21 protein-coding genes are annotated in these 23748 nt (G+C 38.9%); 7 read left to right on the top strand and 14 right to left on the bottom strand.

The window, feature by feature from the left end; all coding sequences use genetic code 11:
* A complete protein-coding gene (locus AC5JBY_RS25715) occupies window positions 1-1542 on the bottom strand; it encodes a Y-family DNA polymerase (RefSeq protein ID WP_495907534.1) in 1542 nt (513 codons plus the stop codon).
* Complete coding sequence (locus AC5JBY_RS25710; protein WP_495907533.1) at window positions 1542-2276, bottom strand: ImuA family protein; 735 nt, start codon at window positions 2274-2276, stop codon at window positions 1542-1544. Before AC5JBY_RS25710 ends, AC5JBY_RS25715 begins: the two co-directional genes overlap by 1 nt.
* Window positions 2277-2574: 298 nt before the next feature.
* Here AC5JBY_RS25710 and AC5JBY_RS25705 point away from each other — a divergent pair, with 298 nt between their 5' ends.
* From AC5JBY_RS25705 to AC5JBY_RS25690, 4 genes are all read left to right on the top strand, one after another.
* Complete coding sequence (locus AC5JBY_RS25705; RefSeq protein ID WP_495907532.1) at window positions 2575-2889, top strand: hypothetical protein; 315 nt, start codon at window positions 2575-2577, stop codon at window positions 2887-2889.
* Window positions 2890-3326: 437 nt separating this feature from the next.
* Window positions 3327-4340, top strand: a complete 1014-nt coding sequence (gene ligD / locus AC5JBY_RS25700; RefSeq protein ID WP_495907531.1) for a non-homologous end-joining DNA ligase — start codon at window positions 3327-3329, stop codon at window positions 4338-4340.
* A gap of 93 nt (window positions 4341-4433) precedes the next feature.
* The gene (locus AC5JBY_RS25695) at window positions 4434-4682 is read left to right on the top strand and encodes a DUF6965 family protein (RefSeq protein ID WP_495907530.1); all 249 of its coding nucleotides are present in this window, start codon (window positions 4434-4436) and stop codon (window positions 4680-4682) included.
* Window positions 4683-4932: 250 nt separating this feature from the next.
* Window positions 4933-5181 carry a hypothetical protein gene (locus tag AC5JBY_RS25690; protein WP_495907529.1) on the top strand — a complete coding sequence of 83 codons (249 nt, stop codon included), beginning with the start codon at window positions 4933-4935 and terminating at the stop codon, window positions 5179-5181.
* 26 nt (window positions 5182-5207) lie between these two features.
* On the opposite strand, the gene AC5JBY_RS25685 is transcribed toward AC5JBY_RS25690, so the two are convergent.
* The 8 genes from AC5JBY_RS25685 to AC5JBY_RS25650 form a co-directional block, all read right to left on the bottom strand.
* The gene (locus tag AC5JBY_RS25685) at window positions 5208-5453 is read right to left on the bottom strand and encodes a DUF433 domain-containing protein (protein ID WP_495907528.1); all 246 of its coding nucleotides are present in this window, start codon (window positions 5451-5453) and stop codon (window positions 5208-5210) included.
* Window positions 5454-5506: 53 nt separating this feature from the next.
* Complete coding sequence (locus tag AC5JBY_RS25680; protein WP_495907527.1) at window positions 5507-6013, bottom strand: hypothetical protein; 507 nt, start codon at window positions 6011-6013, stop codon at window positions 5507-5509.
* Window positions 6014-6283: 270 nt separating this feature from the next.
* Entirely contained in the window at window positions 6284-6925 is a 642-nt protein-coding gene (locus tag AC5JBY_RS25675) for a hypothetical protein (protein ID WP_495907526.1), read from the bottom strand.
* Window positions 6926-6927: 2 nt separating this feature from the next.
* Entirely contained in the window at window positions 6928-7839 is a 912-nt protein-coding gene (locus AC5JBY_RS25670; protein WP_495907525.1) for a hypothetical protein, read from the bottom strand.
* A 173-nt stretch (window positions 7840-8012) separates the two neighbouring features.
* Window positions 8013-8564 (bottom strand): hypothetical protein, encoded by a 552-nt coding sequence (locus AC5JBY_RS25665; RefSeq protein WP_495907524.1) that lies wholly within the window; start codon window positions 8562-8564, stop codon window positions 8013-8015.
* Between the two features lie 77 nt (window positions 8565-8641).
* Window positions 8642-9892: an AlbA family DNA-binding domain-containing protein gene (locus tag AC5JBY_RS25660; protein WP_495907523.1), complete on the bottom strand. Its 1251-nt coding sequence runs from the start codon at window positions 9890-9892 to the stop codon at window positions 8642-8644.
* Between the two features lie 21 nt (window positions 9893-9913).
* Window positions 9914-11614: a hypothetical protein gene (locus tag AC5JBY_RS25655; RefSeq protein WP_495907522.1), complete on the bottom strand. Its 1701-nt coding sequence runs from the start codon at window positions 11612-11614 to the stop codon at window positions 9914-9916.
* A gap of 343 nt (window positions 11615-11957) precedes the next feature.
* Complete coding sequence (locus tag AC5JBY_RS25650) at window positions 11958-13310, bottom strand: hypothetical protein (RefSeq protein ID WP_495907521.1); 1353 nt, start codon at window positions 13308-13310, stop codon at window positions 11958-11960.
* Window positions 13311-13616: 306 nt separating this feature from the next.
* Between AC5JBY_RS25650 and AC5JBY_RS25645 the strand changes: the two genes are divergently transcribed.
* On the top strand, window positions 13617-13934 hold the full coding sequence (locus tag AC5JBY_RS25645; RefSeq protein WP_495907520.1) for a hypothetical protein: 318 nt from the start codon (window positions 13617-13619) through the stop codon (window positions 13932-13934).
* Window positions 13935-13944: 10 nt separating this feature from the next.
* Here the strand turns inward: AC5JBY_RS25645 and AC5JBY_RS25640 are convergent, their stop codons facing one another.
* From AC5JBY_RS25640 to AC5JBY_RS25625, 4 genes are all read right to left on the bottom strand, one after another.
* Window positions 13945-15345 carry a RagB/SusD family nutrient uptake outer membrane protein gene (locus AC5JBY_RS25640; protein ID WP_495907519.1) on the bottom strand — a complete coding sequence of 467 codons (1401 nt, stop codon included), beginning with the start codon at window positions 15343-15345 and terminating at the stop codon, window positions 13945-13947.
* Between the two features lie 5 nt (window positions 15346-15350).
* Entirely contained in the window at window positions 15351-18629 is a 3279-nt protein-coding gene (locus AC5JBY_RS25635) for a SusC/RagA family TonB-linked outer membrane protein (RefSeq protein ID WP_495907518.1), read from the bottom strand.
* A 412-nt stretch (window positions 18630-19041) separates the two neighbouring features.
* Window positions 19042-20244 carry a FecR family protein gene (locus tag AC5JBY_RS25630; RefSeq protein ID WP_495907517.1) on the bottom strand — a complete coding sequence of 401 codons (1203 nt, stop codon included), beginning with the start codon at window positions 20242-20244 and terminating at the stop codon, window positions 19042-19044.
* A gap of 58 nt (window positions 20245-20302) precedes the next feature.
* Window positions 20303-20920: an RNA polymerase sigma factor gene (locus tag AC5JBY_RS25625; protein WP_495907516.1), complete on the bottom strand. Its 618-nt coding sequence runs from the start codon at window positions 20918-20920 to the stop codon at window positions 20303-20305.
* Between the two features lie 507 nt (window positions 20921-21427).
* Between AC5JBY_RS25625 and AC5JBY_RS25620 the strand changes: the two genes are divergently transcribed.
* Window positions 21428-22048: an RNA polymerase sigma factor gene (locus AC5JBY_RS25620; protein ID WP_495907515.1), complete on the top strand. Its 621-nt coding sequence runs from the start codon at window positions 21428-21430 to the stop codon at window positions 22046-22048.
* A gap of 145 nt (window positions 22049-22193) precedes the next feature.
* Window positions 22194-23390, top strand: a complete 1197-nt coding sequence (locus AC5JBY_RS25615; protein ID WP_495907514.1) for a FecR family protein — start codon at window positions 22194-22196, stop codon at window positions 23388-23390.
* Window positions 23391-23748: the final 358 nt, after the last annotated feature.

Genomic DNA, 23748 nt, shown 5'->3' with positions numbered 1-23748 from the left:
TTACGCATACAGGCCGTGTAAGAACCATTCAGGACTTCGCTCTGCAGAGTAATGTCCGGCCCTGAAAATCCAACAACGAAATCCGGCCTCAGTCAACTGATCGTTTGATAGTGTACTGGTAGCAGTTGCCTCTACATAAAAGTAATCCCGGTGTAACCCTTGTTGTATCCACCATTCCTGTTTAATGCGCTCCGGTCCATCAGCATGCTTTACTTCATACAGTTTTCCTTTATACCGGAAATTCATAGGCGGGTAATCAGGAATGGGCGCAGTGACTTTTATTTTTTCTGGTGGCACCAAGAAATACAGCGGACGGGGAATAGCCATGTTCCATTCAAACGCCGGTTCATCTTCCAATGAGGAGGCTTTTCGAAAGGCTCTTTCCGGCCAATAAAATTCAGCAGGCAGGTAACGGTTAATGGCCGTTACCCCCAACTCACTCGAAAAGGTATCGATTAATTCCGCGACCCGTTGTGACGTTAACCCTAATGGTGCTTCCCACATCTTGATTTGAAAAGGAGTAACGTCCTCGACACCGCCAGCTTCCAGTACGAAAAGTTCAATGCCGAGTGCTGGTTCAATCGTTGACACCTTCAGGTTGAACAGCTTTGTCAAATGCCCCGGGCTGTTGGAAGGGCGAGATGTAGCAATACTTATTTCCTCAATTTTACCATCAACGCGGAAAGCCTTCAGGATAGCAGAACGTAATCCTTTTTCCCCGGCGGTTAATCGTATGCATAATGCGTCGAGCAAACGCTGTAGGGCTATTTCAATACCAACGGCGTTCACTATGGGTTCAAGGCACGGCAAACGTTCATGGTAAGGCTCACTCATTTTGATGGGTTCAATGATTTCCTCAATTGTCCCTAAAGCCTGGTGCAGACGTATCAATAACTGCTTACCAAAGCGTCTTTGCAAGGAAGAGGGCGGCATATGCATAAAAAGTCCTGCCTGGTGCAGGCCCAGTTTATGCAATCGTGTCACCGTTTTTTCTTCAAGCCGTAGCGCTTCCGGTGGCAAAGTCATGATGGCTTTTTGGTGCCCGTTTCTTTCAACGATAGGATAACCCTTGCCAAAATGCGTGATGGCCCATGCCGCACCTATGGTATCGGCAATACCCGCTTTCACTGTATATCCAAATCCCAATAAACGTCGATGAATTTCTTTAAGATAAGGTTCCTCACCTCCCCAAAGATGCGCACACCCGGAAATATCGAGGATAAGACCATCATCGCCATCGATGGCTACCGTGGGGGTAAAGCGGATCATCCATTTGCCTAAATGCTCCAGCGCCCCCTCTGCCAGTCCCATAAATACTTCGACTACTTCCAATCCCGGGTAAATAGCCCTGGCATCGGCAACTACTGTACCGACTTCAATTTCCTGGGCATCGGCAAGATGGTTCACGGCGGTAATGACCATTCGACCGTGCTGGGGTGCTGCAATAACAAAGGGAACGGTTTTAAGTGACGGCTTCCTGCGACATAGCCAGTCCGCATGGAGGTGTTTGAACCATATCGTTAAAAATCGTTTGGCCGTCATCACCCAACATTTTTATGCATGAATTCCTCAGCAGCAATACCAGCAGTAATGACCTGCAACCGCTCACCTGTCCATTCCATCTGCCAGGAAACATTTTCCTTGCCATTGGTCGCCCTCTTTAATTCAACGTGCCAGCGCGGATAACCAATGCCCGGCATTTCGTCGGGCAAGACGCTCAATATGGGATTGATCTGCCAACGTGAGGCACAAGCGGTCTTCACTATCCTAACAGGATTGGGGCGTAGGATAAAACCGCTTACACGGCTTTGTTTAGCTGCCAATTGCAAACGGCGCGATAGTATAAAATCCAAATCTGGTATTTCTGACACTACAGCCGCCAAACCATTGCATTTTAACGCTTCCTCTGTAGCCCAAAGGAGCTGTTTTGGCCGTTTTGGGCTAACAAACAACACGTGCTCAGGCACGATATTAAACTGCTTTAATGCTGGTGGATAGATTCTTTCGGGTCGGCTGTTGATCCATACGATGGCACCGCCCTGTTTCATCAATGCCGACACCAGCGTAGCTATAAATCCGGCTGTTGCTGCAAGGCTATCAGGACCATGACTGATAAATTCATGGAGGGCGGCAGGTGGAAACGATTCATTAGGAAATGCCTGTTCGATCGGCAGGCATTGAATGTCTATTTTTTCACCGGGCAAAGGGTTGTATCCTTCCAGGGAAAGAATATCCCGGCGCAATTGCGCAATAGTGTCTATTTGTTTGGTTGGCATGGTTCACGAATTCAAAGTCCTCAAAAAAAAGCAGGATAAGGTTTAGATAACCAAACAAGGGGAGTTGTTTGCGAGGACAAACGTACTAAAAAATTTAGTAATTGAAATTTTATGTTTATATCTTTGTATTGAAATAGTATAAACACTCCCCTTTTTCGTTCACTATCGCAGTTAACTGCGCTAATAAACAAGCAAATATCAATAGCGGACAATTTATCCGCAAAACGGACTGTTGATCCGTAAAAAGGATGATTGATCCTTTTAAGGAACTAATTACTAATTATTTTGCCTGCGGAAGATGATTAAAGACGAGCGATACCTTACTGTGAAAAAATTTCTGCTTTCAGGCGACATTACGGAGTTTGAAGATATATTCCGGCATTGTCCGAAATCGGTATTTCGCGATGATTTGAAGACCAACAGTAAAACGATGGATAAACTCATCGAAAAACCGTACAAATTCAAATTGTACCAATTACATTTTCTCAGTGAATTAATAGGTGTTGACCGGAAGATCATTGTTGACCTGGCTTGGAAAAATTATGACAAAGAGTTAAAAGATAATCACGTCAATGATTTGCGAGAATATATTTATGAAAATTTGCGCCGTTGAACCTTTCCTTTGCGTAATTCGTCCATGAAAAACCAATGAGTTAAAAGAGTGAAAGAGCCATCCTACAACAGGATGGTTTTTTCATTACGGGCTGTAACTAAAATAGTACGATCTGTAACGAAGAAAGGATAAAGCCTCATTGTAAAACCAACGATCTATAACGGCCTTTCTGTTTCCCCGCTTAGTGCAAAAAAGCCAGCTTGCAAAAGCTGGCTTTACCTTATTTATTTCTTCTTCGCTGTTTTCTTTTTGGCAGCCTTTCGTTTTTGATAGGCCTGCTCGTGCGGTTGCTGGCTAACACGTTTGGCATCCGCCTTCTTTTTATTGGGATTATCTGCCATAAAAAAGTGTTTTGGTTAGCTCCATAAATTTGATGCCAGGGCAGCCTAATAGGAGGCATACCAATTGAGGATGAATGGAATAATACTAACTAGCGGATGGCCAAACAATCGCTTATCCAATTAATGAAGCAGTGTACAAAAGCGCCCATGCCTGGCAGGGTACAACCCATGCTTTGTACCGCGGTGCGAGAAATTCCCGCAAATGACGATTACTTGTACGAAATAAAATGGGACGGTTACAGATTAACGGCTTTTATCGATAATAAAAAAGTGCGATTGGATACCCGCAAACATAAAGATTATACAAAACGCTATCCATTAATTGAAGAATCACTTAAAAAATTAAAACATAAGATGGTACTGGATGGTGAAGCTGTTGTATTTGATGAAAATGGAAGACCGCATTTTAACGCCGTTCAATTGTATAATGGTAAACGCACACCTATCACTTATTACGTCTTTGATATTGTTTGGCTGGACGGCTACGATTTGTCCGGGTTGCCGCTTACACAACGAAAAAAAATACTGCGCGCCATTATCACAGATACTGAGTCTGTCAAATATTCGCAATCTTTCGAAGATGGAAAGGCACTCTATGCCGCGATGCAGGAGCACCACTGGGAAGGCATTGTAGCCAAACGAAAAGAGAGTGAATACCTGCAAAATGACCGCAGCTTTCAGTGGCTAAAGATCCAGGTGAAAAGAGTAGATGAATTTGTCATCGTTGGCTGGGCAGAATCCGACAAAAACCGTTCTTTCCGTTCTCTTTTAATTGGCGCCCATAATGAGGAAGATGAGCTCGTATGGCTGGGTCGAAGCGGCGGCGGATATAAGGACGAGGAAATGCCGGGCATTCTAAAAAAGTTGTCCGCTATTGAAATCAAAAAGTCTCCATGTATTAACGAAGTGTTGGATACCGATGGGGCCGTTATTCACTGGGTGAAGCCAATCTATGTGGGACGTTTTGAATATGCCGAAATGACCGAAAGCGGTAGAATCCGTAAACCGGCGATCTGGAAAGGATGGGACGAGCACAAAGCCGCCAAAGATGTACAAATACCCCTTATTAAAAAACTGCCAGCACCGCCAAAAAAGAAAAAGAAGGTCTGAGATTCTTTACCAATGGAAGAATTTATTTACAGGAATGCTTTGCAAGAAAATTACTTCATCCAATAATAAAATCCTGGGGACTATATTTGCGACATGAATATTAAGCCTGAGGATATTGCAGCGTTAGAAAAATTCTTTAGTAATATTACACTCCCGGACGAATTACAATTAAATCCAGCCATTCGGTATACTCGTCTTCCCCATTTTGTTTACACAAATCTGGATTTACTGCGAGCTGGTAAAATAACCGGAAGCACAGCTAAATTAAGATTTGATGACCTGGTGGATATAAAGAATTTACTGGAAACCAATCTGAAAAATAAATTGACGTTTTTTTCCTAAATTTTGATGATCACTAATGATTTTGTTGCTTATATGCCTTTTAGCTATTCTTGCATAAGCATATTTATAATCCTGGGCACTTAAGGTTGCCAGTAAGCTCCTGACTGAATAGTCGGGAGTTTTTTTGTGGTCTTAACCAGCATCGGGAGGTAGGTCAACATTGATCATCAATTTTGATCATCATAAACGATTTTGTTACATTCCAAGAGCTTCATTATTGTTGTACAATTATTTCAAACAAAATTTGAGTATGACTATTTCTGCCAAATTTGCTAAAGAATTAAAAAGCAATAACAGACTAAAAGCTCTAATTGCGATTGAACATGATTGCACAGTCTATACTATCGATAGATGGTTTAGGACAAATGATATAAAAAAACTAACGGCGATTGCAACGCTTTATATGGATCTTATTAAAAAAGAGACAGGCTTAAGTGCAGAAGATATTCTCCAGGAGTCAACTGTTAAAGCTGCTAAAAAAAGTAAAAGGACCGTATAATCAAATTATCAGACGCTAGCGGCAGTTCAATGATTAAGAGGGTTTATAATGTCTTTGGCTTTAATACAGGCTACAGCATAAGCCAGGCAGGCTAATATATCCTCTTTTTGCAGATCGGGGAATTCTTTTAAAATATCTTCGGGAGTGTCACCACCGGCCATATACTCCAGGATGAAGGCAACGGCATAACGGGTATTTCGAATAGTTGGTTTCCCGAAATTGATTTCCGGGTTTGTCGTGATCCTGTCAATTAAATTTTCGTTTTTCGACATAACACTTTGCATTCTTAGTAAAAACTTTCAAACAGACTGCACATTTTTGCCATTTAATAATTCTTTTCCATCGAAATGTAAATTTCATACTGGTTAATTTGTTTTTCTTCACCTTTTTTTGGAAGAGAACTCACCAGTTCAACTGATAGATAGAACTTCGCAGCAGTTTTTCTGAAGCAACTATACAAGTTACCTTCGTACACGAAGGTGCTTAGTTTTTTATAGCCGTGAATAGAGAGCTCCTTAAAATATTTCAAATACTCGCTATGTAAGATATTCATGGACACCCTCCAAATTGTATCTGAATTCAAATCTTTATAGCAATAAAGCCAAGCCTTAGCCTTCTCAGTATTTGCATCTAGTTTGTAAGACCATCTAACTTGTGTTTCAACAGAGTCAGTGAATTGACCTCTGAATTCCCAGCCAAATTCAATAATCTTTTCTGCAACGTTTGCGAAAATGTCTCCAGAAAAGGATAGCAATTTGTTTAGTGGGATATTCTGTGAATAACCGCTACCATAAAGAAGAAGACAAAGGAAAACTATCATTAAACGCTTCATAAAATAGGCTACTTATCAAACAATATAGTAATTATAAAATATATCTCAACAGTAATAACACTTTGATCATTAATTAAATGCTATTTTATCTAAAACTTCTATTACCTTGGTAAAATAATCTTCTAAGTTTTTTGGTATTTTGGCATGATCATTGGGTACGTTGATAAATTTTAGATCTTTTTTACAAAACTTATCTTTGCCAATCAAGTGCATTTCCATCTATTGGCAACCTGGTTTTTAATTTCACGATTAACTCTTTGCAGATTTCGGTCATTTCACCAGGAGTGAATTTCTATTTACATACAAGTAAGGTAAGATGCGCATATAAACGCCTTTCAAAGTATTAATAAGGTAATCATGGTCGTCCTTGCAAAATTGTTTATTATGTATCAAACTGACAGTTTCAAGCATTCTATCCAATAAGCTTTCAATTTGCATTAAATGCCCTTTCAGATTCGACTTTTCAAATTCATTTATATTTTTATGATGATGTTCTAGTATATATCCAATAGCTTCAACTCCTTGAAATGTGGAGATTTCATACCTTCCGATTTCTCGCATTATCTCGTACTTACCAACAACCGTCCATTGATTAATATCTCCCCTTATAAATTTAATTTGTTCCATAGCATTAGCCAGTGCCTTTTCGTAATTGGCATCCTGTTGTTGTTTACGAAACTGCTTCTGAATTATCTTATTCGCTTTAATCTGTGCGTTTAATGCTAAATATACCAGGAATGCGCCCAGTAAAGAAGATATCGGAGATGTAATGCCCCCAATAGTATCTCCAATGCTTCCAGTTTTATCATCAAAAATAATCCATCCCAAGTTGCGAGTTAGAAGGAAAGGAGAAATAATTATTAATATTACTCCAATAATAAGCGCAAAAATAGCCAATTTCCCTTTTTTCATACTTATTCAAATCTGCTTAGGCGTGCGATAAAAAATTGTTTTACAAAATTGTATACCCTGTTCCAATCTATTCCTTGAAGCGATAAACTCAGCTCTTCTTTTTTTTCATCATCCAACCCAATGCTTAAGTAAACACTATCTTTTGAAAATTCTGCTTTAAAAGCCGGCATTATTACCTTCGATTGGTTTAGCAATGAAGCAACCCCATATCTACAGGAATAAATAGCATGATCATAGTCTCGTGTAAAACCGGAGTTAATATCTCCAAAATGGATTCCTAAAGTTTCGATAACATCTTTTACAGCTTGCATATTGGCTTTTTCGGCATTATCAAAATAATCGACCAAGCTATAATAATTTCCTGCTTCAATTTTATTTTTAATGACTTCAGCTTGCTTTCTAAGTTTTACTTCTCCTGCTGGCTCTCCTTCATAAACTACACTTTCGTTTTTTTTCGGAATATTATCAGGTAAAAGTTTACGATTAAATTGTTCAAGTTGTTGGTTAATCTCTTGTAGTCTCCTGGTAGCTTCTTTCGTTTTGTTACCAGACTTAATTATGACTTCTTTTTCTTGCTTAAGATTGACCATACTATCACGTTCTTTCTTTAAATGCTTATGATAATCTTCCCATCGTTCTCTTAATCGATCTGTAGGAGTAACTATAGAATAAAATTCAGATAAGCGCCATCTTTCCTCCCAATTGTCGATATGAAATACTGGCTCAACATATTTATCGAACGCTTGCATCTCTTGGATTCCGGTATATCGTTCCTTAAAGCCCTGTTCGATAAATAAACCAGCGGAAGAAATAGCGACGCTAACAACAAACCATTTAACAATTCCCCATGTATGCTTACGTCGTTCGAAGTTAAATTTTTCTCTTTCGGATGGGGCGGCGTTAAAAATTGACATATATAATTACGTAGGGATTACTCAATGAGTTTATCGCAATATAGAAAATACAACAGACTGGTATTGCGTAGAACTACCTTTAAGTAGTAGGTGTTTAAGGGGTCTTGGATTGATTAAAATCAATAAATGCAGGATTTACAGCGGTTTTAAGCACTAGCCTCGAAAAGTCTATTTTATTTAAAGGGGGTAAGCAATTCAACGATTAATCCCTCAGAAACATTTAGATTACATTTCTTAAAATCAGAAGCAAGTAATTTATCTACTCTGGGCTGAACATCCCTTAAGCGTTTTATCGCAGTTAAATCAATTTGTAGAAGTCGATCCATTAATAAGTAAGCATTATAATAATTAGGGGAGTGATGACGAAGACTGTAGAGTGCTAAATCCTTTCCTTCTGTAAAATACTTTTGCGAGGATAAAATTGAAAAAAATGTAGATATCCCCTCATTTATTACCAATGTCTTGTTACAAACAAGGCTGGGGTATTCTATACTTGGATGTAATACATGGCAGATTTCATGGGATAATTGTAAAATCAATTGAAAATTATCACCGTATACTTTTTCTGAAAGACAAATGGAGATTTCTCCAGCATGAGGATAGTATTTTGTATACGGACCTTGCTCTTTAAATTCGATCCTGGTTAATTTCCAATCATTGATAGGTTCGCCGAACCATAAAATTGCATCATCGATAAGATCATCTGTCAGTTTTTCAATATGCACAACTAGTTTTTTTATTACTTAAAAGGTATAGTTGGTATGATTGTCTATAAGAGACAGCTTATTTACCATATTTACTATTACCTAAACAATGCTTCATCACACATGCAAATAGCTTTTCTAAAGAACGTTTTCGGCATCGTGTCCATGTGACGAACTTCTTTATAAAAAAGGCCAAGGATTTTTAAGTAATATTCTGGGTTAGCACGAAAGTCCTGGTAGGCTAAATGAGTGAATGCCTCAAGAACTTCCTTGATATGTTTTTTAAACAAATTCCTTGGGATAGGCGAATGATTCTTTAAAAATAGATAAGATGCACTTCTGGCAACAGACACCACCCTGGCAGTAAGCCTGTTAATTATCTTGTTTTTAGTAGTACTTTTTATATCGTGCTCGACTTGAGTATTAATATATTCAATAGCCTTGTCGATGGTCAGGTTAGCACTCTTAATAAAGTAGAACAAAGGATAATAGGGACTATCCTTGTATAGTAGCTCTTTAATATACTCTAAAGGTTCTTCGCATTTTTGTGAAAAAAAAGAGGTGAAAATATCACTGGAATGAAGAATTACCTTTTTTTCAACGATTTTTTCATTGGCGACTTCAACTATTCCTTTTATTACATAAGCTGGTGCTCCTTCAGTCTGAACGATCCTGCCTTCGTCGATGAAATTTATTTCATTTAAAATTTCCTTGCTTAAGATGAATCTTGCCGATTCTGCCTCTGTATTAAGTTCCCCGGTTTGGGTGTTCAACAATGCAATGTTTTCAGTTCCCTGCGCCGCTATATATTCTACCCTATTAAGTATTTTATTAATTTTAATTCTCACTTCGTTTGAGATCAGAGTTCTCAGGTCGGCAAAGGATATTCTTGAAGTTCTGCCTGGATATCGAAAGTAAATATCGCCAGCCGTACCTTTCTCGCCTGAATTGTCAAAGTTAGACTTTAAGATAACCGGTTTGGATTTCGCTTCCTTAATAACAAGAAAACCAATTAATAAACCTTCAATTCTGGAAGTAAAAAAGCTATGGTCGAAAGAACCATCCACATTGTCCGCCAAAGTCGAGCTAAAAAACCTGTTGTCAAGGTTCTCATATTTATCCTGAATACCTACTAATTCTAACTTTTCAGGTGCTACTCCAAAAACCATTACTCCTCCTCGATTATTTGCAAAGCCGCAAATCGTTTTTAAATAGGATTTATTTACGGATTCACCTACAACTTGCAGGCTTTGCTTATATTCAATTTTCTCAGATTCGCCTAACTCAAAATACACTTTACCAGTTTTGGCGACCAAGCTATTTACGAAATGACTTAAAATGCTATCCATCCTGATTATTATTAACTACTATCATGCTCTTTCCTTTCTTCGTTGAGTGCCGGCTGTATCCAGGTGATCTCCGCAATGACCAATAATTAATAGGTTTTTGGTTCGATCTACGAAATAATGTACCCTTAAATGTTTTTGACTTTTATCTAATTTAACGTGGGGAAGTATTGAAATTGAATTGCCTTCATAAAGTCGAGTTCTTAAAGCCATCAGTTTAGCATCATTTTTAGTTTGGCCACCTTCTTTTAAACTTACTTCGTAGCCTGTTTCATTTTTAAAATCCAACTCGATGTTCTTTGAATCTTTTTCAAAATATAAAGCGTAAAGGGTAGTAGCAGTTTTAACTAATACTTCCCAGGCTTCAGAAAGAATATTGAATGAGGCATCTTCCGCTGACTGCCGGGCTTCATCCAAAAAATGAACTTTATCAGGATATAATGTTTCCAACAAATTGACTAGCTCGAGAATTGAAGAGGGAAAAGTTTGAAAACAACTCCTCAACGAATTAACATTCTCCATGTGCTCCTGTAGGTGTTTCTGCGTTTGGGTAACTTGCCCGAATTGCTCTCGCGTTACTTTAAGCTGGTCTGTCAGTTCTTCAATTTGAATTTCCAGAGTTATGTTTCTTTCTCTTTCACTGTTAAGAGCATTTTCATTTGTCTTTAATGCAGAGGTAGTTCTTACATTTTCATCCTCTAACGCCGTAAGGTATTCTTCTTCCTCCTTACTCCGCTGACTATTGGCCGCAGCCGCGCGAAGTTGTTGAACTCTTTGTCGTTGTTGAAGAATGTATAATGTTTCAAAGTTGGTGATATGATCAAAAGGAACGTTACGAAAACTCACCCTAAAAACACTTTGACTTATGACTCTCAATAAATCTTCAGGATTATTCAAATAATCGTTTAGCGAAAAATAGCGATGGCGTTTCCAATCATTATAGCTCGCAACATTTAACTCCGGAAGATATACTCGTATGCTATCGGGACGACATTGATAATGATCCACAGCCTGTCCCCAGTCGTAGGCCAACTCCTGGTGGACATATTGATCATCGTAATAGTAAACAATTCCGCTTCCCAATACCAATTTCTGCAGACCATCAGGGACCACTATATTTTTTGCGTGTTGGATATTAATAACTATTACAGGAACGATCCTACCAGGATGCGTAATAAACTGGTAAAGCGGCCGACCTTCGCCGGCTTTTAAAACCTGAGCATTAGATTCGATTTTCTTAGCCCCAACACTACATTTTAAAAAATCGTCATTCAGGATTTTACTTACAAATCGAGGTACAGAGGAAGGTGGCACTGGTGGTTCTTCCCCCATATAATCATCGCGCAAGAAACGCGTAACTGTAACGGAGAGCTCGCAGTACTCTGGCCTAATATTACTCATGGCTACATCAATTCGCCATTTTCTTTGCCGGTAGTTATTATCAAAATGCTCCATCCGCATAACCCATGCAGATGGTATCCGTAGTTCTTCGTTATAATTGTTTGTTTTTACTTCAAAACAGGCATTCTTATTCCCAAAGACCTTTTTACCTCCTACGTATAATTCACGTTTAAAAATATGTGCGCCTAATTCTCGGAAGAATTCATGTGTTTTCAGCCATCCTCCCATATGGCTTACTAAACGCTTAAAAATATCGTGCTCGTCTAATTGATTTTTCTTTTCTACAGAGAATAAGGCGCGATAGTGCGTCTGGGGATTGTACATACAGGCTTGCTAGTTTTGATGGTTGTGTAGTAGTGTAAAAATGGAAGATTAGATTAAAGACAGCGAATCAATCGTGTACCTGCGAGGATAAGGTGGGAAAAGGAACGGGTCAAAAGTAAATAAAATTTCTATGTATTTCCAAATGTTAGTGACTGTTATCAGCGAGAGCACGCAATAAATCTTGTGAGCAAATTTAAGAGATGGTTAAATAATAAAGCATAGGTTCGCTATACTAGATAATGTACAACGTTGAATTTCATCGACTAATAACTTTCTCAAAAAAAAAATTGCAAATTGAGTAAATGATTGAATTGCTAATTACGTTCTATTATGCTTTTTTACACTAAGGGTTATTAAAATCAAAGGGATACTTCTTTCCTGGCGGAACACTTGCTAATCCTAAAAATCTATCAAACTCTAGTTGGGCACTTCCAAGATCAGGAGAATTAAAAAAGATTTTAGTTACTCCAACTTTCGAATAGATCGCGCCGTCCCATAACCCCTCTGCATTTTGGTAAATGCATCCGAATTTTCCTATGGCAATCAGATTCTTAAAAGCGCCCAATGGACGCCAAACATGTTCATGATACCATTCTAGTTCCTCTGAATCCTGTATATTGGTGTTAAATCCCTTGGGTAGGTTTTCAATAATAAATCTAGCCGTTTCAAAGCTATCTTTGGCTATCGCCAATAGGTTTCCTTGTAAAAGTGGATTGTCTCGATCAAAGTTTACTCCTATTTTATATAGCTCTAATGCGGTCGAGATATCCTTTTTTTTAAAATGACTATTACCCATAATTAGATAGCAAGCTGCAATAAATTTGGGGTTATTTATCTGTCGATTCTCCACAATAGGCTTCAGTAAGCTGATAGTTAAATCAAAACTATTTTGTTGATAATTGATTAAAGCAAGCACCACTTTGGAAACTACTTCATATTGTTTGTCAAATTTTATATCAAAGTAAGGGGGATCTTGAATCGTAATGATCCGGTTTGATGGCCCAATCGTATCCGTAATTTCATCCCTAATATTTTTAATACAGATTTTGCAATAAAAACTGCCCTCTTCTTTTGTGCGATTACCAAATACTATCAATCCTTTTCCAAAACAACCAAGCAGTGGAATAGCGTCAGAAGGTTGTCGGATCTTATTCAGATTAATGAATTGGTTGACAGTATCAATTACCAAGGAATGACTAGTTGTGTTATCCTGTAAATAATTGTATACACTTGCAGAAAAAGGATCTTTTTCAGTATCGGTAAATTTGTATAATTTGACCCCTGTGATCATTTGTTGTTTTTCACATTTTCCTTTTTCTGTCCAAAAAATTGAGACAAGCCAAATCATAAGGAGTACAGGTAACCAATAAAGTATTTGCTGGCATATTTTGGCGCGATTTCTCATTTTGCTGGAGAAAATAAATCTCGGTTGGGACTGACCAGGCTGATGAAGCCCGGCCGGAATAGGTGCCGTCCCCTCCCGAATAGTTTTGCACACCATTAATATTAGTGCAGCTACACAAGCATAAATCAGTGCAATTTTAGTGGCTGTTATATAGATAGGTGGAATTATAGTATTTAGCCATCCCATAAACAAGCTTACGATACTACACAACGTTCCTATGAAAATGGTGATATGCCCGATTCGGTTTTTCCAGGCCTCAAAACTTAGTTTAATAGCGTTCGTTATTGCCATAGTGCTTTGACAATTTGGGATTATTATATTAATGATAATTATTAGCCAACAGTGAAAACACTGTATTCGTGGTCAGTTTATTTCTAATTCTAACTCCCATTTGCTTCCTTTTTGACAGAAGTCAAAATCCCGATAACTTTTATTTGTGTGATTGGTTCTATTGGCATTTTTCCAATCATCATATGTACCTTTGTTATCAAATCCCGCAATGATAGTCGCCGGCTGGAATTAACAGCCATCCTACCTTTTATTACGCCCACTGGCGTGCATTAATTGCTATTATTATTCACCATTAAACCCACAATTATGAGACAAAATCTCAAAGCTATCGTTGCAGTCGGTCTTGTATTAATGACTATTGGAAATGCATTTCCTGCAAAACAGAGTGTTAAATCTGTGAGTAAACAATGCAATTTTGCCAATTACACCTGGTACCGCGATGAAGAAATGTCAGACCCAGTTGGAACCGTGTCTGACATAAATGTTGAAATTTACCGGCTTTCGGTTCTGTATCCGGGTTATACCTTTTCATCGTCTTTTAGTATGGGTCTTTACCCCTTTCACTATGGCCAGCATTACTTTTATCCTACAGTCATTATCTATTCAGATAGAGATGCGGAATAAGGTAGCTGAACTAGTATCCGACGTTTTGCGTCAAGGAATCAGACCTTAAAAGTTCATCAGCCGGTATGGGCAGGTTAATTTTATAACCTGCCCAATATTGTTTTTTGCTTTGTCCTAAGATATCGTCTGCCCTGGTTTGCCAATTTGATTGTACAGATTCCCATCTGCGAAGATCAAACCATCTGTGACCAAACTCTGCAAAGAATTCCCGTTGGTTTTCGAGCTCAAGAGCAATCCTGATTTTTTGTGGATCTGTTGACGATAGGATGGTTGCATTCGCTCTCTTTCTTATTGCATTAATGTCATCTACTGCTTGCTGGAGATTGCCTAATTTCAGATTGGCCTCTGCTCTTATCAGGTACATTTCAGCCAATCGGAGTATTGTATTATATTCAGTAACTTTTCCATCGGTAGCTTGGGAAACCTTGTATTTACAGGGCACTTTAAATGTAGAAGTTCCACCCGCATAACTGTTCATCCACTGCGCCACTCGATAATCAGTAGGTTCAAATGCAGCGAGTAACCCAGGAGAAATTTCGAAAGATGCTTTATTTGTTGTCGGGTTAATACTGAAAATTCGGCCTTCTACTGTATTGTACTCGTCCATCGTGGGATACAGTGCGAAAATGGTTTCTTTACTTCCAGATAAAAAAGCAGCCGCAAGATTATTTTCCAGGGTATACTTTCCCCACCTAATAACTTTCGAACTTAATTCATCAGCACTGTTGTATTTTTTAGTATAAAGGAAGACTTTGGCTAATAGGGCCGTTGCCGCTGCCTTAGTCGCTCGGATATTCTGTGAAATACTGTTTACTGGATAACTCTCTGGAAGCAACTGTTGTGCTTCGGCGAGGTCAGTAATAATTTGCTGGTAAATAAGTGAGGGCGCGGTTCTTTTTAGCTTGATGGTAGTTTCAGTATCAATATCGAGAACCAGAGGAATACTGTCAAACAGATTGACGAGGTAAAAGTAAACAAATGCTCTGAGAAACTTTGCTTCACCCTCCAATTGATCTCTGAGATTGGCCGATAATGATTTACTTTTTTGCAGGTTAATAATGGCCGAATTGCAATGATAAATGTAGCTATAGCTTTTATTCCAAAAATTAGCGATGATCACATCGGTTGATTTCCATGAAAGATTAAGAAACCTGGTATCATCGGCAATTGAGTTGAATCTTATTACCTCATCAGTGGACAGCATGAATCCACGAGTAAGCTGGCCATTATATGGCCCAATTTCAGTCATCATACTTTTATATATTCCGGTTATAGCCGATGTAGCAAGGTGGTCATTAGCATATATTGAACGGACATCCAGCTCATTTTCGGGTTTGACATCGATAAGTTTATTGCAAGCTGACAACAATACGATACCCAATATCCCAAATAATATTTTTACTTTTTTCATATTGCTTATTTTACATTAAACTGAAAGCCTATTGTGAATCGTTTCAACGGTGCGAGTCCTCGGAAGTTTTGTGAACCGGGATCTGCACCTTTATATTTGGTGATGACTAATGCATTTTCCGCTGAGGCAATTATTTTCGTTTCAAATTTTGGTCTTCGGTGCTTAAGTTTTTCCAGTGTATATGAAAGTGCGATATTTTTTAATCGTATGAAGTTGGCATTCACCAGTAAGGCATCACTGTTTTTCTGAAGGTTCCAGGTCGATGCGGCTTTTGATCCTGAATTAGCTGTTGGCCTTTGATAAGGACCACTATCTCCTGGTTTCTGCCAGTAATTTTTAAACTGAACTGGGACGTTTGAGTATCCTTCTGAATACAACATGGGAGAATATAACAGCTCCTGGTTGATTCCTTTTTGCACTACAAATTCCAACGAAAAGTCTACGGTAAATTTGCCCAGTCCGATGATGTTTTGAAAACCACCGTAGCATTTCGGATCAAGATTGCCAAGAATGGAGTAGTCTTTTGAATTTAATACCGAATCGTCGTTGCGGTGTACAAAATCGTAATACCCGGTTTGCGTATTAAGACCTAACGAGCTATAGCCTAATTGCATGCTCAATGATTCATTTAATCTTATGAGGTTGGCGTAATTAGAGCTTTGCAGGTCGGGAAATTTGACCACTTTTGTTTTGGGTATAGTTAAAGAAAAGGCGAATTGCCAATTTAGTGGATTCGACTCTTTGCCTCTTTTATGAATCGAAAATTCGATTCCGGAATTACGGACTCTAGCGGCTGAGTTACCAAGCATCGTTCCAAAACCTGTAAAGCTCGGTAGGCTGCGGGAAGTAAGTAAATTTGTAGAATTATTGTTGTAATAAGCCAGCGAGAAATTGAGCAGGTTTGCCAACGTAAAATCTGTCGCTATCTCGAGCTGGCGCTTCTCTTCCCAGCCGAAGTTTTCATTGAGGTGATGATAGGGTTGCACGGTAGAATAACCTGCGTAAGCATTACCACCCATTACTCGGTAGAGGTTTCTATAGCCGTAGTCCCCTATTTGGTCGTTGCCGGAGATTCCATAGCTTGCTCTCACTTTAGCGAAGCTGATAATTTCAGGAAGTTTTATAGCTTTTGTTAGCACTACACCGGCACCGACAGCTCCAAATAACCCATACCTTTTTTTCTCCCCAAAGCGGGATGATCCATCGCGACGAAGTGTGAGGTTTAGTAGGTATTTTTTGTCATATTCCAACTGCGAGTTGATAAATGTACCCGCGTATCCATATTTACTTTCGTCATTACTTGCATCTGTAAGAGCTGCGGCATCTACATCATATAATTGCAAATCGCTCGTATAACCAGTAGCCAATAAACGTTCATCCTCTCTTGATTGTCGATCCAAGGTGATACCAGCTAAAGAATTGGTCTTTAATTTTCCAAATTGTCTTTTATACTCGACTAAAAATTCGGCCCTGGTGTTCTTATAAAAGGTTTTCCCAAATTCGGTACTGCCGGTTGGATTTTTACTTGGGTCCTGTGCTTTTATCGGAATGATTACACTTTCGCTGTTCTGTAGCATTATGATACCTAACCGTGACTTTAGTGAAAAATTTGAATCTACCTGGTATCCTGCTTCAAAATTACACAGCACATTATCAATATAAGACTTGTATGTATTTAGTCCCAAAGCCAAAGGATTGTTGGCACCCCATCCCCAAGTGAGGCTTCCCGTAGAATCAAATAAGCGCGGAGCTGTCGGACTGAAAAGTCGAATTTTAGTAAAGTCGTTACCAACGGAATTGATTTTGCCAGAATAATATAACCCATTAAGTCCAATGCTTACCTTTCCATTTCTAGACACATTCTGCAAACTTCCCTGTATATGTATGTCCCGGTCATAGAAATCTTGTCCTAGCAGTTTATATTCTGATGGACTCGTTTCTTTATAAAAGTCGGCCGAGACATAATAATTCATCTGGTTGGATACACCTCCGGTCGAGACAAATCCCTTAACTATCGAAGCCCTGCCTCCAGTCGCAATTTTATTAAAGTTATTAGTGGAATCGGTTTGCCAGTATAAATCCGGCGCATTTTGCTTATTGAAATTTATATTATCATATTCGTATCCTTTTTGTCGCAAAGCCCGGTATTCTGGAGCGGTCAAATAGTTGAAGTATCTCCTGCTAATACCATAGCCAGTACTTCCATTTACTGTTAATTGAGGCGTGTTAATATTTCCCTTTTTCGTATTGATAATAATAACCCCGTTACCACCTCTTGCTCCATAAATACTTGTTGAAGCCGCATCCTTTAATACTTCTATAGATTCAATAACATCTGGACTAATTATTCTGAAAATCGTATTTCCTGCGCGCTGCTTTCCAACATTGTTTGGATTTCCACCCTGGTATTCATATTGATTGATCAGAATATTAGGTATTGGCATTTTATCCAGGATAAACAGTGGTCCGTTTAACTCGAAATCACTACCTAAAATGCCATCATAAATTCTGCTTTCTCCTCTTATGACAACGCTTCCAGATGTATGTAAACTTCCATTTGAAAGTTTAATAAACAATCCTGTAGTAGACCCCGATAAATTGGTTAGAAAATTTTGCGATTTGGCTTGGGACAATGTCGATAACGGAATATGGCCTATAGATAAGGGCGCATTTTTGTTGACCGAGATATAGTTAGCAACTAAAGGTGTGTAGTCAAGAATTAATGTAATCTTTTGGGTTGGCTCACAGGGAAGCGGTATTGTTTTGTCTTCGAAGCCACGGCTGGAAACAATTATATTTTTCGATTGTAGGCTTGTAACTACTCGATACTCTCCTGAATCATTAGTTTTGCCCTGCGCACCATTGTCCACGGAGACTGTTGCATTCGGTACGGGTCTGTTCTCTTCATCTCGAACAATTAAGCGTACGTCTTGCGTTTTCACAGTATCAGGGGCCTTGGGTGGCGCACCGATATTTCGTAACTTTAGATAATAGAAGTTGTTTTTGAAGTAGGGAATAACTGGCTGTCCTTCAAAAATGCAATCGAGCATTCCTTGAAAGGTTGAAGATTTGCAATTAACTGTTACGTGTTTGGCATGTTTAAGATCTTTTTCTTGGTAATTAAAGAATACTCCGAATGTATCTTCTAATTCGTATATAACATCTTTGAGTGGCTTATCGTGAGCGACATAGGAATATTCTTTTTTGGTTGTTTCCCAATGTGAGTACACTGGATTCAAGATCAACAATACACCTAAGCAGAGTAAAACCGAGAGTTGCTTCATAATTGTGTTTTTAGAAACAGAAATGGGGGATCGTATGACCCAAAAATCATTTTTCAAAAAAAGAATAAGTGTTCAATGGTATGCTCCACGGTTTGGGCTTAAATATAATACAGCAATCAATAAATGCTATTGCAAGGTGACAATCCACAGGAAGGTTCATTTGAAGGTAAAATGGTTAGATATGGCCAGGCATTTTTCATATCCGCAACATTGGCCGAAGCGCTGCAGACGAGAAGATATTAGATTGATTGTAAAAGCCCTTGCATTGAAGGTCTACATATTATAGACCTTCATGTCAAGGACCAGGAAAAAATAGCGGAGATGACTAATTATTAATCTCCCCAGATACATCTCTGGCAAATTATTTAGCTCTTCAATAGATAGGATTTTTACAGGAATAGGCAATGGTATATTACTTTCTAATAATTAACTTTTGTTTATCGGCTGTAATTGTATATGAAAATCGGTCTCCTTCTTTAATTACATCCAAAATTTCAGACAGTTCGAGGTTCATGGGAACGCGCCTGATCGTTACAGGACTTGCATTCGGCTCCTCTTCAAACACAACATCAATATCATACCATCGATCAATCTGATACATAATATCTTTTAATGTAACTTTCTCAAAACTGAAATTGCCTTTTACCCAGGAAATGGCATTCTCAGGTCGCGTCAAAGTCCGGGTGGTAATATTCCCATTAGCTACAATAACTTGTTCGGACGGTTTAAGGATGATGGTTTTATTGTTCGTAATTAATTCAATCGATCCTTCCAGTAATGTAGCTGTTAATCGATTTTCTTTTTCATAGGTATTTACATTGAATTTTGTACCTAATACTTTTATTTCTTTTCCATGATGGTGTACTATAAAAGGTTTTTTGCCGGGGCTTACTTCGAAATAGGCTTCTCCACTAAGAGTCACTTCTCGAGTATTACCAATAAATTCTACTGGGTATTCCAGGGAAGATTGAGCGTTTAGAAATACTTTCGTGCCGTCAGACAATTGCACGGTGTAAGTACCACCTCTTGGTGTTACCAATTTGTTTCTCGCCTCTGCATTTATCTTATCGCTGTTCCTGGTGTAATACAAACTACCTGAGTCCTTTTTTTCAATTGTTGATACACCGTCATCCAATGTTTGACCACTGGCCATTTCTGCAAGCAGGATTGGTTTATTGTTCGAGAGGAACAGGGTGCCTTTAAATCCACCAGGGCCAACACCTTTATCTGCTCCTAATATTGCTTCTGTTTCTTCAGGCGACTGTGGATTATTGTATTGCATCACCACCACGGTTCCCAGTATTACAATGCAGGCTGCAATGGCCACTTTGAGAAATTTCATTCTCAATACTCTTTTGTCTTTTACCACTGTCATATCTGTAGAGGAATCAAAAGCAAGGAGAGCTTGCTGGAATTTAGGCAACATTTCATCGGCCATCCTGGTCGTGACATCAATTTCAATAAATTTCTCCCAGCGAAACTCAAATTCATCAATCGGGCTTACAGCATCCAGATCAGCATACGCCTGTTCTTCTTCCGCATTTAACTGGCGATCATCCGCTTTATTGCAGATCGCCGATGTTACTAGTTCATTCTGATTAAGGTAGCTTGCCATGGTTCTCGTTTTAGAAAGGTTTATGGTTATGGTTTGGGATATTTGATTAGTGGCTGGGTTATAAACTCAGGAGTTGGAAAAACATCGATGAAATGGCTTTGTTAGCGATCACACCAGACTTATATTTTATCAGGATTTCCCGTAATTTCTTCAACACCTTATAGTGTTGATTACGCACGTTACCCTGGCTGGTCTCCAGCTTATCACTGATTTCCTTAATGGTATGATTTCCCTTGTACAATAAGTCAATGATCTCTTTTGCCTGCCCACCGAGCGAATTAAGGTGCTGATGAATTTCAAAATGAATCTCGTTGTCGCGAATTAGTTTACCATCAGCAACTGGGTCTTCGCTCAAATTGGTCAACCCGATGTATTCCTGCATGAAGGAATGGGATTTCATTTTTTCCCGGATATAACTATTCACCTTGTTACGCACAATACCGTACAGTATTTTTTTTACATCGGTGAGGTTACTTAATTGCGGAAAACTATTAGCCTTTACACACAAGGTGGTCAAAGATTCCTGTGCTATGTCTTTTGCATCGTCAATATTTGAAACTTTGGGCGTGATATAGCCCATGATCACAGGGAAGAACGTAACAAATAAGTGACTGCAAATCATGCTATCTTTCCCCTTCAGGCCGGCAATCAGGTCTTTTTCGGGTATTTCTTTCATTATAAATGGTTATCGTTGTACCAGTATAGTATTACAGGACACGTTCTAATACTATATAGCAACAAGTTGAGTTTTGTCACCAGAAAATTCCAGGAATTTTAGAAATTGAAAGCTAATAACATACCCGACAATATAATAAGTACGCATGAGCAATAGTAGGGTTTAGTGCAATTGGGGTTATTCTTGCGTGATAGAGTAAGGTAATGGAGTGGCAATCGTTACAGAAATATAAACGGAAAAGGGTACTTAAACATTTACTGCACAAATACATTAATTTTGACTTTGACTTTTGATAAGCAACTTTGCCAAATTCTCATTTTTGTTTTATTATTGTAGCCTAACCTTCCAGGTTTCTCACCATCAATATCCCACCTGGCTTTACGATCCTATACGAAGTTGATTGCCCTTTAAACGCTCTGATAATCAGGAGTAATGGCAAGTATTTTTATTTTGTATTCTTAATCTTTTTAGATTTGGCGCAGGGAGCCGTAGGAGTCCTTACCATTTATGACCACCCAAAACGAATATTATTATGATGACCTGTTTGAACAAGTGAAGGCAGGGAATGAGCAAGCTTTTGCACAGTTGCATCAGGAGTATCAGTTTCGTTTGTTTTATTTCGTTAACCGCCTGATTGATAATCCACAGGTAAGTGAAGAGATTGTGTCAGACACACTACTTAAATTGTGGGCACTACGGACTAATTTCCCTTCCTTTAATAGCGCAAAGACCTTCTTATATGTAACTTCCCGAAATTCAAGTTATGACCATCTTCGTCACGTAAACACTACGAAATATAAAGCTGAAATTCGGGTCGACTCCTTTTCAAACTTGGAGAATGAAGATATTGATGAAGATGCCTTACATAAAATGATAAGGAATGAGGTACTGATGACAATCTTTAAATCAATTGAAAACCTTCCTCCCCAGCGTAAGGCAATTATAAAGTTGTTGTACATAGATGGTATGACTACAGATGAGGTCGCTAAAAGTCTCGGGATAAGTCAGGATACTGTTCGAGTAGCTAAATTCAAAGCTCTGAAGGAACTTCGAAATAATACGTTATTACGAAAAATTGTCTCTTTACTGCTTGCGATTTTCTCGGGATTAAATGGAGCTGGAAATTAAATTTAGTTTGCTAGTATATTGGTTTCCAATCAATTCGTGACTGTGTAAAATAATTATTAAATCTTGGTAAATGAAATGCCATCGCACCTCGTTTTTAATTAGTGCGATTGGTATCATCCATTCGTAATCTGTTATATCACTACTGATGAAGGAAAAGGCTAATGAAATAACCTTGCTCATTACAAGGCATATGGGAGGTGCGTTAACACCCGAAGAAGAAGCGCGTATTAACGCGTGGATCGCTTCTTCACCAAAGAATGCGGAATTATTTAACGAGTTGACAGAGCCAGATCAACTCCAAACATATTTGCGTGAAATTTACGCTGCTAAGGAATTATTTGACTCCCGCCATGCTACTATTCCAGTAGTCAATATTAATCGTTCGAGTCGAAAATATGCTTATCGGTACGCCGCCGCGGCCGTCATCACCTTGATAGCGACATGTGCTTACTTCTACTTTTTTTATCCCCGTCATCACAATGCTGTAACAGCTACTAAAGAAACAAAAATTCAAGATGTCCAACCCGGTGGGCAAAAAGCCATTCTTATACTTGCTGACCAATCAAAAGTTGACCTTAAAATGGTTGCCAACGGACCCATTGCGACCCAGGGACAAACCTCTATTACAAAATCGGCTGATGGAAATATCCAATACGCCGGAAACGAAGCGGAAGGCCTAAATACACTGATGACACCAAGGGGAGGTTTTTTTCAAATTACGCTGTCAGATGGCAGTAAAATATGGCTTAATGCAGAAACGGCTATCCGGTACCCGGTGGCATTCCATGGAACTGAAAGAAGGGTGGAATTATTAGCCGGGGAGGCGTATTTCGAAGTGCAGAGAAATGAAAAAATGCCCTTCATTGTCGAGAAAGATGGTTATAGCATCCGTGTACTGGGAACAAAGTTTAACGTACGGGCATATGCCAATGAAGGAAATTCGGTCACAACGCTGTTAGAGGGATCGGTGAAAGTGGCGACTGGAGAGAGTAATTCCCAATCAAAAATGTTATCACCCGGCCAGATGGCAATTGTTCGTGATCAAAGTTCGGAAATAAGTGTAGGGCAGGCAGATGCTGAAGGATCAATTGCATGGATAAATGGAAAATTTCATTTCACTCAAAAAGGAACACTGCGTGAAGTGGCCAAAGAAATCGAACGATGGTATGATGTAAAAATAATTCTGGAAGGAAATGTTGCCACCGAAGCGGGTACTTTTCAAGGCGAAGTGGCGCGTAATATTACCTTGAAATCCATGCTAAATAGTTTGTCCCGTATGGGTCAATTCCAATATAGTTTTATCAATGACAAAACAATAAAAATATATCCGGTAGAGCCATGATTTTTCGTTGATCTGATACTCTTTTTTGCTACCATTAAGCTGCGCTTCGCAACATTATTAAAGTGATGTTTTATCCTGTGTACGTCTATGAGCCTTGCCAATTGAAAAAATTTTAGCCAGGTATCTATTTATTTAGCTATGGGTATGGAAGGTCTCCCCGTTTCCTGGAGGAGAGGGAGGAATAACTTTTTTCCAGGAGAGACCTTTCTCCCGTGCTTGCATAGGACAAACAACTTTAATCATTATTCAAAACTGACGACGTGACCCCAGCAACCAACACCACAGTTCTTCATGCATCGCTAGCCATTCCTCTTACCTACAGCCCTTACCCCCATGGGGGCTTTCAATATGACTGGAA

Source organism: Paraflavitalea sp. (genome assembly GCF_059502485.1).
This window is presented reverse-complemented; position numbering and strand designations above follow the sequence as displayed.